Here is a 13,390-nt window from a genome sequence, read left to right as displayed (position 1 = left end):
CCAACAATTTACTTAAAACATCAAAAAGCACCTACACATAGTATAGATGCCTTAATTCTATAAATTGTTTAATCTTGATACCCAGACAATTGTTCCTGTGCAGAGTTAAGTGCATTGATTGCCTCTTGAATTTTGTCTTTATTGTCTTGTTTTTCTGCGGAATGAAGTGCTTGCTGTAATGTGTTTACAGTTGATTGTACAGATGTTATTCCTTGATCAACATATTGTTTGGCTTTCGGCATATGTATCCTCCCTTTAATAAATATTCGTAGATAGTATCTACATAAATACCGTTAAATATTTATCAAAGGATGAGATGAAATAGAGTAAAGATTTACCTTAACAATTATGTTCTGTATGCAATGTAGCAATCATTCCATAAAATGCGTAATAAAAAGACTCTGGGGCAATTAATCGGAAGTGTCCAACCTCATCTGTATTGAAATTCAATGAGTTTTCTAATAAACGATATGTTGAATACGCATAAAAACAAAAATACGTATAATCAAATTTTGGCATTTTTTCATAGATAACAGCAATTTCTTCTTTATATAAATGAATATTTTTTGTTGCTTCATCAATAATAGTTTTTAAATCGTCTAAATCCGCTTCTAAAATAAGGTCGTTTTTCTCTATTCTGATCTTTGCCATTCCATTCCCTCCAATTTTTATCCTTTAGCATCATTAAAACAGAATTTTTCATCTGCCGTCATGATGGTCATCACACATAAAAGAATAAAAGCGAGGGCTGGAATCATGATTTATTTACACCAACTAAAATCTCTAAATCAATCGTAATCTCACCAGAATCTCGATTTATAAAACCTTCAATGTCCTCACTTTTTGCTGACCAAGCAAGAGGGGACATCTGCACTAAATCTAGTAATTCTGCACGGGTAAGTACTTTTGTATAACTAACGTTGTACATATTCAACATCTCGAAATGCTCTTTAAAAAGCGAAGTAATCTGGTCATTTTTATAGGATTCTTTTTCAGTATCTTTAAAAAGTGCTTCTCTTAGCTCGATTAAATAGTTCGAACGAGGAATGACTTTAATGACTAATCCATCATTTGCTAACATCCGCTTAAATTCCTTGTAATTTGAAGGTGAAAGGATATTTAAAATTACATGAAAGGATTGACCCGCTAACGGGGAGTTTGCTAAATCTCCAACAAGCCAAATCGGATCCTCATATTGTTTAGCTGCCATAAGGATCCCTTCCTTTGATATATCTAATCCAACACCTGTTATTCTCGGATCATGACACTCTTCAAGAATTCTTTGCATATGAGAGCCTTCTCCACATCCTAAATCAGTGATCATTATAGATGGAAGCAATGCATCGAAATGATCCTTCAACACGTTTGAAATGATCGTATACATATCCGAATAAAGATTGCTTTCCATAATAACGCGATGCCTTGCCTCAAACAGTTCTTTATTGTATTGGCTATTTATAGGGTGAGTCATTAAGTTCAGGTAGCCTTGTTTTGCAAAATCATACGTATGGTTTCGCGAACAAATTAAGCTTGTATGATCAACCACTCTCATTGAACTTGCACATAGAGGGCATCTAAATGCAGACACAACATTATGAACTCGTGCTGCACTTCTTATCTTTTTACTCATATTTTCTCCTCTTTCTTTTCTACCGATTCCGATTCACAATATAATTCAATAATGATTTTAGAAAAGCAGTATTACGAGGGATCTTCTGCAATGTTTCCATTGCGTAGCAATAATGATCCCACATTACTTTTTTCGCTTCACTTACTCCTAGGATAGTAACAAAAGTGGAATGGTTATTTTCAGCGTCTTTGCCAATCGGCTTGCCAAGAACTTGACCATCTCCTTCAACATCTAGAAGATCATCTTTTATTTGGAACGCTATCCCTGCATGGCGGGCATATTGCTTTAATGCATCCTTTTCTATTTCATCTGCATGGGCAAGAATGGCAGGCATAATGAGTGCGGCTTCAAAGGCGATGCCTGTTTTGTAAAAACATAACGAATTTAATTGCTCCAATGTTAATGCTTTCCCTTTTGAGCCTATATCCATTGCCTGACCTTTACACATATCCTCTGTCATTTTAGCTGAATAACGGATCAGATCCAGCACTATACTTGAATCAAACTGTTCAAGTGATGCTTGTTCATGGATCGCCTTCTGAGTTAAATAAAGTCCCGTTAATTCTGAAACCGCAATATTATATACTTTATGAAGGGTCGGACGCCCCCTCCGAATAGGCGCATTATCCTGGGACGGCAAATCATCAAAAATTAAAGATGCCGTATGCATATACTCTAATGATTTTAAGAGCGGCATAATGTCAGATGGATTTAATCCGTATTCTCGCACACCCATGAACCAAGTCATAATTGGCCTCAAGCGCTTCCCATCCCCCATTAGACTATAATTTGCAGCTTCAATTATCGGCGCCTTTAATAATGGATCTCTTTCTGCTTTTGAAATGAGTAAATGATCATTAATTTGCTTACGAACCTCTTCGATTGTATGTAAGAACTCTGTTTGCTCCTGCTGTTCCTTTTTTAAATTGATAATCATTTGATCTCGAAGCAGCTTATCAAAAAAATCAACATCATCTGCTTTTCGGACCATTTTTTGTATGAGATGAGTAAATGATTCATTGCTAGAAGCAAATAATTCCATCACTTCTTGATATTGTTGTGATCCCATCCGCTCTCTATAGCGCTTCAGCCCATTTATTGCTCGATTCAGTATAATTTCACACGCCTTTTTATCTGATTGATACACTTGATGAATCAAATGACTAATAACAGTCCAGTATAGTTCAAAAGGATTGATAAGATCGGCGCGTTCTTTATGATAGGTTAAATAATAAGTATAAGGGGTAACTGCACCATCTTTCAAATCATCATACATATCTGCAAAATCATCTGCCAATTGATTGTATATGCCATAAAAAAATGTCCGTTCATCAAAACCATCATCTTCTGGTGCATTGATTAAGGAGCGAATAATTAATCGCGAAGATGAGGATTTTAAAATAACTGGAATATAAAGCTCCTCATTTGTATAATTACCATTGGAAAGGTCCTTTACACGGTCCACTTCCTGTGAATGAAAGAACACATATGCTTGATTAAAAAATTGTTGTCTAGTTTCTAGTCGCTGTTGACTCTTAATAAATTGAAACGCCTCATTCAGCTCCATATGTATATACGAAATTAGCTCACGATTCTTCCCACTCCATTTGCCTAATGCAGGTACAGTTCCTGTAATTAGTGCTGTGCGTATCAAATCAGCATACTGCTTCTCCTCTGTTTCAGATAAAATCTTAGCATCTAGCAAATCATCAATGAAAGGATAGGTCAGCCCATAGGAAAAGCCTAGTCGAATCGCATGGTCTAGCCTTTTCGTACGTTCTTCTTGAGATATAACCCCATTCATTTCTTCAATTTCATGCATCAATACACCTGCAATAATTTTAATAATCTTCCGCTGGGCTTGTGCTACATCCATCTCTTTTGGAATCATTGAAGAAACTGATTTCAGCTTATTTATCGCCCATATCATCGTGGATTCAATGCCTTCCCGCTGGGCTTTTCGATATAATCCTGCCATATTAAAAAACTCATCATTCATCCCTGTTGGACTGGTTAACTGACTTTTTAAATTCTCAACCACATGATTTATTCTATTCCTTGTATCAAATGAGTGAAGGGATTTGCCCAAATCACGCATATAAATATAAGAAATGCTGCGATCTAAATAATGATCTAACTTACCAGTATGATCAAGCCATTGGATATATTTCTGGTAGTTTCTTGGATCAGGCTTTCCCTTCTTTCGCGAAAAGTAAGAAAGAAGGGAATGTTGGATATGATTATGTTTCCACGATTGGAAGTCTTTTGTTAGGGTATCTGCATATGCCTGTACGTTCACCTGCTCATGCAATACTTTGAAGTAGTGTGAAGCCCTTTGTTCAGCTTTTCGATAGCTTGCATTCACCTTTTTCAGCAAATCTTTATTCATACAATCCATTCCCTCTATTTAATGATCTCTTAATATATGTAAACAATATCATTCAAATAACTATTAATAATCCAAAAGATTTCCTTTTTTTCACGTTCCTATCACAAGTTGAGTACGTAGTTATTCGTCTATCCAATTTAATTATACACAGAAAACTAGATAAAATGATTCCATTTGCATCCACAGGAAAACCAGCATTTTCAACATATACAACGTTTAGCAATTAAAAAGATCCGAGTCAATAAATAGACTCGGATTTCATTTATTATTAAACGTTTTACTAATAAAGCACAGCTGTTTTATATTAAGTAGTTCCGAAAATGTATAATAGCCTTCGCATTAGCAAGCAAAAACACATGGATTCCGTATGGAAATCCATGTGTTTTTACTTATTTTATTCAATCCCACCTTACTAAATTTCGTTTTATCTATTATGAGGACATTGAGTACGTTATTATCATAAATTATCCTATTTTGGAGAGTTATCGGACACTGAGTACGTTATTTGCTATTAATTAGGTGAAAACAACACCCTTTCGGATAAATAACGGAACGTATGTCCATTAAGAATGCAAAAATACAATTATTTTCGCATTTAACGGAACATGTGTCCTATTAACTACAAATAATATTACAATTTTGCTTACAACCTAATCATAATAGTAAAAACATTCCTTTTACATGCAATAATTATTTCCTTTATATGTCTTCTGCTAAGATTTGTTTCTCTGTAAAAAAATGAAAATACTTAGTTTTATACACAGTCGTTTTTTTTGGTAAGCTTCCGCCTATTAATGTTGTTCGATGCCCCAGTCCAGCTTTAATAAGTCTTTAAGAATGGCTACTTGCTTGACACCAATTTTATCTGCAATTTTGCTCTCAAGCTGAGCTTTAAGTGCCTCATTTTTTTCGTAGCTTTCTTCACCTAATGCTGTTAACTGAATACATTTTTCTTTCTTGTTATTTTCTACATTATTGATTTCTACTAATCCTTTTGCGGCAAGGTTTTTAATAAATTTATGTATAGCCTGGCGAGAAATTTCTACATTTTTTGTGATATACGAAATCGTTGGACGCTTTTTATAAATCCGAGCCATAATATACCATTCAGAATTAGAGATATAAATATCACTTTGATCGTTCCATGCTTTCTCCGAAATTCTTCGGACTAAACTATGACGCTCACTTAATAAATCAATTAGATCTAGGTTTTGCAATTCAGCGTTTGAAGTCAAAGGGTTCACTCCATTCTTAGTCTTCGCCACTAACCATAACATATCAACTGACCAAAAGCGTGAGATCCAGCGAGTTGATTAGCACTTTTTATTATTTATATCCTATGTATAGCGCGTATTTAATCATCCTAAATTTTTTTGACATTTTATCACTTTTAGACAAATAAAAGTACAATGGCTCATTTTCAACCACTGTACTCCCTACTTCTATTTACTTTTCCGTACTCTAATATACCCATCAATAATATCCCATATTAGTGTAAATAAAAAGATAATAAGCAGCCACTTTGTTGCTTGTTCCCATATCACACTAAGTGTTTGAAATGATTCACTATCTACAGCCAGTAACCCGCTTTCTACCAATTGAGTTATGAAGTTTGGGTTCCAAATCAACGGTTCAGCAATAACGATCATTAATCCAATTATGGAAAAGATATTGACAACAGCTGTAAATAAAACAAGCTGCATCGTCCACCTTCCATGAACCAATTTCAAACATTCCTTTATAATACCAAAACCGAAGATTAGAAAAATGAACAGCATACAGTACCCAATATATTGTTCATTAAAGAAGTGGACAACCTCTTTAAACTTTCCATCATCAAAAACCCATATACCAAAATAATCACTAGAGAAGACAAAAAACGTAATACAGATAATGTAGAAAACAATTCCTGTGATCGCTTCTCCTTTTTTCACTTGGCCTTTAGGATGAGGAATCGGTGGTAAATCAGAGGGCTTCCAATCACTATTTAGCTGTAAATCCACCACCTTAAGCTGTTTATTTCCCCAAAATTGAAGGCTCGCAAAGGCAAACGTCGTCCAAGCAAAAGCCATAGGTAACCCTGTGACTACAGAAACAATAAACGAGATAAATGCTTGTAATATTGAAGGCGGATCCATAATTATCTCAATTATAAATGACACGCCAATGACCGCACTTGTTGCAATTAAAACTATTTTTAACACCATAATATAATGGTCAAATAATTCTGGGCCAATTAAATAACGGTTCGTACCCCGATATTTATTTGCTAATTTTCGAGGTTCACCTAACTCCAATAGCACTTCTTCCACATCTTTTTTTGTTGCGTTGCCATCTTGTACCCGTTCATCGAGCATATCTTCAATGAGGCCGCGTAGTTCCTTAGCGATATCCTCTCTCTGTGATTGCGGCAATAAATGAGTAACTGCGTGTACATACCGTTCAATGCTCTCCATTTTATGATCCTCCTTTGTTAATAAGCAAATTGTCTAAACGATTAACCATATCCTTCCACTCAACAACAAGCTGTTCAAAAACTTCTTTTCCACTTTCACTCAAAAGATAATACTTCCGTGGCCTTGTTTCATTTGTATCCCACTCACTCACTAAAAGACCCTGTTTTTCTAGCCTGCGGAGCAAAGGGTAAAGCGTACCTGCTTCCACTTGAAAATCTTTTTCTTCAAGCGAGGCTACGAGTGAATATCCGTACTGTGGTTCATAAAGCTGACTAAGAACACCAATCGTAAGTGTGCCACGTCTCAATTCCTGCATTAGTTTATCTAAATGTTCATTTGTTTCACTCATGTCATCAACTCCTGTTTTTATTATACTGTACGACGTACACTATTGTGAAGTATTTATTATTATTTTTTTCTTATTATTATTCCATTACTTTAATTAGGAATATATAAAGGAGACTGGTATTCGCCAAGTAGTTCGGTTATAAAGTAGTAAACACGATTTCATAAAGCAATATGAAGTTAAATCACATACTTTTAGACTATAAAATTACACATTAAAATGCAGAGGTTTGCGTCTCCTCTGCTAACTTGTTCTTCAACTAATGCATCTTTAGCTAATAAGGTAGATAAATGAATTTTGCTAAAGAACAACCTTGCTTATGACCTCACTTCTATTTAAATAAGGAATCTCGTCCTTACTCGAGTAACCAGCAAAAAAAATAAGCGGAAAAATTCCGCTTAAATGTAGAATGAAGTTCGTTTTGGGTGAAATAAGCGGAAATTTTCCGCTTATTCAATGAAAAATCCCTCATTTTTGAATTTTTCAAGGCATTAGACGGAAATTTTCCGCTTATTTGGGCCATTTTTATTAATAATTACGAAATAGGCGGAAATTTTCCGTCTATTCATAAACTCGGGTGATCAACCTGATTCCCCAACCGATACTTTCTTAGTTCTAGAGAATTAATAAAGTCATCTTACATCGTTATTAACGCAAATTTTATAGTATGACCAATAACTACTGCCCAATGGTTAAAACGTATGCTAAATCGATTGCTATTTTCGATAATAATCCTTGTGAAATAATATAAAGAATACAGTGGAAGTATATGTTAATTCTCTTGCTAAAATGCTTTTCTTCCTCGGAACGGAACTACTTAGGAATTCTCCATTCTCCTTTTGTCTATACTCCTTTACAACTAACGATAAAAAACACGAGAGAAGCTGGAGAATCTCTCCAGCTTCTCTCGTGTTTCTTTGAGCGATATGTTTTTAGCTGCTTATTTTTGTTTTAACAATTGCCACAGTTAACACAAATAATGGCAGCAAAAAGAATACGGTCAACGCATATGGGGTCCACATCAAATAGATAATTTCCTTATAATAAACGATATTAGGATAAGAGACCATTGAATAAACCAATAATAGAAAACCTAATGGAAAGACTAATACTTTCATATCGTTTAATTTCAAAATCTGCGTCATGCCTAAAAGAAGGGCATAGCAGCTCACTAAAAATTTAAAAAAGGTACTTAATATCCAACTAATTGCAACCAATACTTCTACTCTTTCAATAAATCCACCAATGTTAACCATTTTCCCTAGCACATAAGTAGGATACATATTTCTGCTTGTAAAGTCATCGCCCAGAACCCCAAGGCACATAATCGTTATAAGTGTAATCCCTAAACTAGCAATAATAACACCAAAGAAAAAAAACTTTCTCGCCTTTGGAGCATTGTTTACATTAGGAAAAATCATTAAAAATACAATTAATTGACAGTATGGAATACTTATATATGGATAAGCTGCTCCCAAAATCGGGCCAAAACCTTTAGCAAAATTGGGCTGTAGATTTTCTATTTTCATTTCAGGTAGCAGAAAAATGACAAGAACAATTAAGAATAAGACTGTCCATGGGAAAAAAATCTCGCATGTCCTCGAAATGACCTCAAGCCCTGCTCGAATACAATAAATAGCAACAATTAAAGTCAAGATGTGAATCGCATGGATCGGCGTCTCAATCATAACCTGAGTTGTAAAAAATTCACCAATTTCTCTAAGAATACCTGCTGATAATAAGAAAATGGGAAACAAAAATAGGATGGAAATAATTGTACCAATCCATCTTCCAAAAACAATTCTGTTTAATTCAACAAATGTTTTTTCAGGATAAATAGCAGCAATTTTCATATAAAGTAAAACTAATACTAATCCAAATAATAAACCTACTAGCGAAGAGATCCATGCGTTCGATTTAGCAATGGAAGCGAGCCCTGCTGGAATTAGGAGGACTGCACTTCCCCATGTATACATGATGACTAGGATTGTAAATTGCCTTACACTTATATTTACCGTTTCCACTGCTTATCCCCCTCCCCGATGCAGTTACATGGAAAGTGCACATAACTTTAATTTGAACTATTTGAATTGATTCATATAGGATATAAAAGGCTCTGATATCGGCCGATACCACTCGGTAATGACTTCCATTGGATTGATTAAATCAACTTGTAAAACCCAAGCAATAGCTAAGCCAATTCCAAGCAACAAGGAGACAAAAAAAATAATTTTCTCTTTTTTATTCCATCGTTTTGAAATATTAGGTTTCTCCAATAAAATAACAAATGCAGTTACTAGTAAAATCCATAAGATACTCACGATCCTACTGATCCTCTTCTTCTTGGAATGATTCAGCGATTGTGCCTACTCTACGAATTTTCAAATCCACTTTCACCACAACTTCCGTATTCTTAAATTCCTCATCCCATTTTTTCTTCAAGTCTTCCCACTTTTTAGGCTCAGATCTATTAATGGCCTCCCCAAAGCCGTAAATATCCGTTCCTAGCTCTTTAGCCTTTTCTACACTACTCATAATGATATCTTTTGTTTTTTCATTGAATTTCTTTTCAATATCTTTAATTGTTTTCGACTTAGATAAATCAATTGGACATTCAACATCTCCAATATTTGACTCAGCTGTCACATAAATCTTTATCTTTGGTTTCTCATTTTCAATTGCTCCTTCTAATTTTGTTTTACTTCGAATCGTCTCAATCGTCAGCGTTCCTCCACCCTCACACTCAATAAAACCAACTGTGCTCGTAATATTATCCGTTATGTAATTAAAGCCTTTACTTTCCGATTCATCCAACCAGTCAATCAATTTATCTCCTTTAAAGACAGCTAAATAATCCGATTTTATTTTAGTAGGTGTATTTACTTGTTGGATATTCTTAATATTCCCTCCGAGTTCTGAATTCCCTGTCAAATAAACACCAGTTATGACAGGCTCCTTCCCATCACTAACCAATGATTCGATCAATTCATCTAATAAAACAATCTTGGTTGGCGCCCAATTTTTCTCTGATGTTTCAATAGAGGTGAAAATTTTATTTGCCGATACTTTTTCCATAGGCGCAATGACTTTTATTACGTCTTCCGCTTTCAAGCCTTTCGCAATTGCGATAACAAAGTCAGCTCTCATTTCATGATCCCTTGATAAAAAGTCTAATGGCTTTCTTAAACCTTCTTTTGCTAATTCTTCACCAAATATAATCACACGCACATGTGCTAAGTACACCCTTCTTGGAGCCGTAGTCGTTAACTTTCGAACAGCTTCCAGCATACTCCTTCCTTCTGCCGTATGAACGGAAATGGGGACACCAGATGATGCTTTTTTGGCCGCTATTTCTCCTGGATTGACAAATTGCACCGAAATTCTATATCCATCCTCTGTCTTATCTATTCCAAGACCAGTAGCAATAGCCAACTCAGATAATTCATGGGCGCTCCAACAACCTGTCAAACCTATTAAAATGAAAAAGGCAATAGAAAGCAAAGCTGTTTTTTTATTTATTTTCACCTTGAGATCCACCTTCATTCGTAGATTTATTGGGCGGCTTAGGACTAGGAGTTGCCTGTCTTCGACTATCGGACTGACTAATAAAACTAGGTCTTGTGATCATTTTCCAAATCGGGACACGAACAAAAACATCTTTCTGGTCAGCAGCGACCATTGGAGCCATCGGTGATAAATATGGAACCCCAAATGACCGAAGGCTAGCTAAATGTGCGACCATCATGATTAGTCCCATAATGATCCCAAACAAGCCAAATGTTGCAGCTAAGATCATAAAGACAAACCGTAATATTCTGATTGAGATGGCCATATTAAAGGATGGACAGACAAAGCTGGCAATTGCTGTCAAGGAAACAATAATGACCATTGTTGCTGAAACAATGCCAGCCTCCACTGCAGCTTGTCCTAGAACCAAGGCACCTACAATCGAGATAGCTGAACCTACAGCCCTTGGCATTCTCACTCCTGCTTCCCTTAATATTTCGAAGGTGACTTCCATCATTACTGCTTCTATAAGAGCTGGAAAAGGTACACCTTCACGCTGTGCAGCTAAACTAATTAATAAAAGTGTTGGCAGCATCTCTTGATGAAAAGTAGTAACTGCTATGTAGGCTGATGGTGTAATTAATGCAAGAAACAAACAAAAGTACCGTAACATTCTCAGTAATGAGCTAATATCTGCCCTTTGATAATAATCCTCACTCGATTGAAAAAACTCAACAAAGACAGCTGGTGCAATTAAAACAAATGGTGTACCATCAACCATAATAATAATTTTTCCTTCTAAGATTGCTGCACAAGCTGCATCTGGACGTTCAGTATTATGAATGGTAGGAAAAACTGTAAATGTTTTATCCTGGATCATTTCTTCAATATAACCACTTTCCAATATCGCATCAATTTCAATTTTATTAATTCTCATTCTTACTTCATTTACGATCTTCGGGTTTGCAACATCCTTCAAATATAGGAGTGCTACATCTGTTTGTGTTTTATTTCCAACAGGAATGGTTTCAATCCAAAGGTCCGTATTTTTAATGCGCCTTCTTATTAGCGATGTATTTGTTCTCAGCGTTTCCGTAAAACCATCTTTTGGGCCTCTGACGACAGTCTGTGAAGTAGGCTCTTGAATTCCACGATCCTGCCATCCTTGTGAACTAACTGCAAAACCCTTCTTATATCCCTCTATCAATACGATTGTGTCGCCGGAAAGTAAATGAGTATAAAGAGTCTTTAAATCGATAATTTCTTTCAAATCCCCACTAACTAAATTAAAGTTCTTGATGACTTCAAATACGTTTGGATCTTTTTCAATTTCTATATCCAGCCCTGTCATTCTTAAATCGGTCATTAACGGTTGAATGATATAGTCTTGGACAAATACTTTATCAGCTAATCCATCCACATAAGCAATTCCAATATCTATGGAACCATCTTTCCCTGTTTTAAAATCCCTTGTGACAAGATCAGTACTATTGCCCATTGTTATTTTTATATTATTTAAAACCTCAGAAATCTTAGCAGGAATAAGTTCTGCATCTACTTTAACTGTTACATTATCCCAATCATCTTTCTTAATTTTAGTATTTTTGAAGAACATGTTTCGTCTCATTTGCAAAACTCCCAATCGATTCTAAGCTGCTATTTTAAACAAAGAGTTCTAGATTAAATCGCAAATGCATTAATTCTCATCCATGTCTTTCTGTTTTGATTTGTTCTGATTGTTATTCCCTCTCGTCCAAGTAACAATAGATAAAAAAAACGAAGCGATTCCCATAAATACCGGCATCGCCAATGGATGATTGATCATAATATGTGATTCCCATGGAAACAACCAATCTTTGATCATCCTCATCACTCCTTTGCTTGTGCCATTTCCTTTTTTCTGTTCTTTATTGCTCTTTTAATTAACGTGACGATTAATAAAGCAAAAGGCAAAATCCATAAAAGCATAATCCATAAATTATATGGAAATACTTCAATCGCAACCTTTATATGCTCCTCATAATTGGAAGAAACACTATAGCCAAGATAGATCGAAATGATCGTGATTGGGATAATTAACTTCCGGCTACTCTCTACCTTAGTCAGTATCTGGAACCCTCTTATAGCAAAGAATAAATGAAGAGAGAGTTTAAAAAAGGCGGAAATAATAAAAAGGAGTACAGCAAAGGCATCTAAGTTTTTAATAATTCCTCCAATATTCACTTTTGACACTAAGGCAAACATAGGAAAGCTTTCTATTTTATAAAAAAATTCCCCTATTCCAGTGATAATCATCAATACCGTGATCAAGATCAGAAGTCCTGAGAAAACTGTTGCAAACAACGTAGTTTTTACTATTTCTTTATGGCTAGTGCTTACGAGCAGCCAAATCATCGCTAATTCAAGAGATTGGGCAAACCCTTGACTTGCTCCTAAAGGAAAAGTTGACGCCAAAATGGGCTTCCAGCCATTTTTTAAGACAGGCAGTAGATTATCCACCCGTAATATATCGGATACTAAAATTAGAACGACACTACCTAAGATCATTACAAGAAAATAAGGAAAAAAGATTTCGCCAATTCTCGCGATCACCTCTATCCCACAATATTGAAGATAGGCAACTACAAGTAGAAAAAAAAGAATAATCGCCAAGAAAGGGGTGTCCACTAATATAATCGTAGTTGTTAAATACTTAATGTCATTTAATATCCTTCCCCCCTCATATAAAAATAATAAAGGGTAGAGCCAGGCAATTGGGGTACCAATCCATTTTCCAAATTGAGCTGGAAACCATTCAACTAATGTTAATCCTGGATTTAGATAGGAAAGAAATAGATAAATGCTAATAACAAATATACCTACTAGTAATGAGATAATCGTAACAATCCATGCATCTCTGCCAGCTGCGGCACCAAAACCAAAAATAATCGTAGTTCCAACTTGAAAAAAAACAGTTAATACAAATAATTGATATTGTGATATTCGTTCCATGTAAAACACCTAATTCACTTGAATTCATTCAATTTCCATTAATCTCTAGTTTATTATCAACAGACAAGGTA

The 13,390-nt window shown here is 35.2% G+C and carries 13 protein-coding genes; all 13 read right to left on the bottom strand.

The genetic code is table 11. The features are described from left to right. Nucleotides 1-68 precede the first annotated feature (68 nt). Entirely contained in the window at nucleotides 69-242 is a 174-nt protein-coding gene (locus J2Z40_RS07550) for a hypothetical protein (RefSeq protein ID WP_162840522.1), read from the bottom strand. 97 nt (nucleotides 243-339) lie between these two features. After that, nucleotides 340-651: a hypothetical protein gene (locus tag J2Z40_RS07545; RefSeq protein WP_066400714.1), complete on the bottom strand. Its 312-nt coding sequence runs from the start codon at nucleotides 649-651 to the stop codon at nucleotides 340-342. Between the two features lie 103 nt (nucleotides 652-754). Beyond that, nucleotides 755-1,630, bottom strand: a complete 876-nt coding sequence (locus J2Z40_RS07540) for a putative RNA methyltransferase (RefSeq protein ID WP_066400713.1) — start codon at nucleotides 1,628-1,630, stop codon at nucleotides 755-757. Between the two features lie 19 nt (nucleotides 1,631-1,649). Then, a complete protein-coding gene (locus tag J2Z40_RS07535; protein ID WP_066400712.1) occupies nucleotides 1,650-4,019 on the bottom strand; it encodes a polyprenyl synthetase family protein in 2,370 nt (789 codons plus the stop codon). A 791-nt stretch (nucleotides 4,020-4,810) separates the two neighbouring features. Then, nucleotides 4,811-5,254 carry a MarR family winged helix-turn-helix transcriptional regulator gene (locus J2Z40_RS07530; RefSeq protein ID WP_245350011.1) on the bottom strand — a complete coding sequence of 148 codons (444 nt, stop codon included), beginning with the start codon at nucleotides 5,252-5,254 and terminating at the stop codon, nucleotides 4,811-4,813. A gap of 207 nt (nucleotides 5,255-5,461) precedes the next feature. Continuing rightward, entirely contained in the window at nucleotides 5,462-6,475 is a 1,014-nt protein-coding gene (locus tag J2Z40_RS07525) for an HAAS signaling domain-containing protein (RefSeq protein WP_066400709.1), read from the bottom strand. A 1-nt stretch (nucleotide 6,476) separates the two neighbouring features. Continuing rightward, the gene (locus J2Z40_RS07520; RefSeq protein ID WP_066400707.1) at nucleotides 6,477-6,824 is read right to left on the bottom strand and encodes a PadR family transcriptional regulator; all 348 of its coding nucleotides are present in this window, start codon (nucleotides 6,822-6,824) and stop codon (nucleotides 6,477-6,479) included. Nucleotides 6,825-7,753: 929 nt separating this feature from the next. Further along, nucleotides 7,754-8,845: an endospore germination permease gene (locus J2Z40_RS07515; RefSeq protein WP_083954069.1), complete on the bottom strand. Its 1,092-nt coding sequence runs from the start codon at nucleotides 8,843-8,845 to the stop codon at nucleotides 7,754-7,756. Between the two features lie 57 nt (nucleotides 8,846-8,902). Continuing rightward, nucleotides 8,903-9,142, bottom strand: coding sequence for a hypothetical protein (locus J2Z40_RS07510; RefSeq protein ID WP_083954068.1), 240 nt, complete (start codon nucleotides 9,140-9,142; stop codon nucleotides 8,903-8,905). A gap of 4 nt (nucleotides 9,143-9,146) precedes the next feature. After that, nucleotides 9,147-10,346: a Ger(x)C family spore germination protein gene (locus J2Z40_RS07505; RefSeq protein WP_162840521.1), complete on the bottom strand. Its 1,200-nt coding sequence runs from the start codon at nucleotides 10,344-10,346 to the stop codon at nucleotides 9,147-9,149. Further along, the gene (locus J2Z40_RS07500) at nucleotides 10,333-11,955 is read right to left on the bottom strand and encodes a spore germination protein (RefSeq protein WP_066400705.1); all 1,623 of its coding nucleotides are present in this window, start codon (nucleotides 11,953-11,955) and stop codon (nucleotides 10,333-10,335) included. The genes J2Z40_RS07505 and J2Z40_RS07500 overlap by 14 nt, the downstream gene beginning before the upstream one ends. Nucleotides 11,956-12,024: 69 nt before the next feature. After that, nucleotides 12,025-12,192: a hypothetical protein gene (locus J2Z40_RS07495; protein ID WP_157087905.1), complete on the bottom strand. Its 168-nt coding sequence runs from the start codon at nucleotides 12,190-12,192 to the stop codon at nucleotides 12,025-12,027. A gap of 5 nt (nucleotides 12,193-12,197) precedes the next feature. Next, the gene (locus tag J2Z40_RS07490) at nucleotides 12,198-13,319 is read right to left on the bottom strand and encodes a GerAB/ArcD/ProY family transporter (RefSeq protein ID WP_066400704.1); all 1,122 of its coding nucleotides are present in this window, start codon (nucleotides 13,317-13,319) and stop codon (nucleotides 12,198-12,200) included. Between the last annotated feature and the right edge of the window lie 71 nt (nucleotides 13,320-13,390).

It is taken from the genome of Cytobacillus eiseniae (genome assembly GCF_017874625.1).
Lineage (GTDB): Bacteria > Bacillota > Bacilli > Bacillales > Cytobacillaceae > Cytobacillus > Cytobacillus eiseniae.
The sequence above is the reverse complement of the archived record's forward strand: the minus strand, read 5'-3'. Positions and strand labels throughout refer to the sequence as shown.

Excerpts from the sequence above, each read along its gene's own strand:
- J2Z40_RS07550 (WP_162840522.1), bottom strand. The coding sequence starts at position 242 with ATGCCGAAAGCCAAACAATATGTTGATCAAGGAATAACATCTGTACAA.
- J2Z40_RS07545 (WP_066400714.1), bottom strand. The coding sequence starts at position 651 with ATGGCAAAGATCAGAATAGAGAAAAACGACCTTATTTTAGAAGCGGAT.
- J2Z40_RS07540 (WP_066400713.1), bottom strand. The coding sequence starts at position 1,630 with ATGAGTAAAAAGATAAGAAGTGCAGCACGAGTTCATAATGTTGTGTCT.
- J2Z40_RS07535 (WP_066400712.1), bottom strand. The coding sequence starts at position 4,019 with ATGAATAAAGATTTGCTGAAAAAGGTGAATGCAAGCTATCGAAAAGCT.
- J2Z40_RS07525 (WP_066400709.1), bottom strand. The coding sequence starts at position 6,475 with ATGGAGAGCATTGAACGGTATGTACACGCAGTTACTCATTTATTGCCG.
- J2Z40_RS07520 (WP_066400707.1), bottom strand. The coding sequence starts at position 6,824 with ATGAGTGAAACAAATGAACATTTAGATAAACTAATGCAGGAATTGAGA.
- J2Z40_RS07500 (WP_066400705.1), bottom strand. The coding sequence starts at position 11,955 with ATGAGACGAAACATGTTCTTCAAAAATACTAAAATTAAGAAAGATGAT.
- J2Z40_RS07495 (WP_157087905.1), bottom strand. The coding sequence starts at position 12,192 with ATGATCAAAGATTGGTTGTTTCCATGGGAATCACATATTATGATCAAT.
- J2Z40_RS07490 (WP_066400704.1), bottom strand. The coding sequence starts at position 13,319 with ATGGAACGAATATCACAATATCAATTATTTGTATTAACTGTTTTTTTT.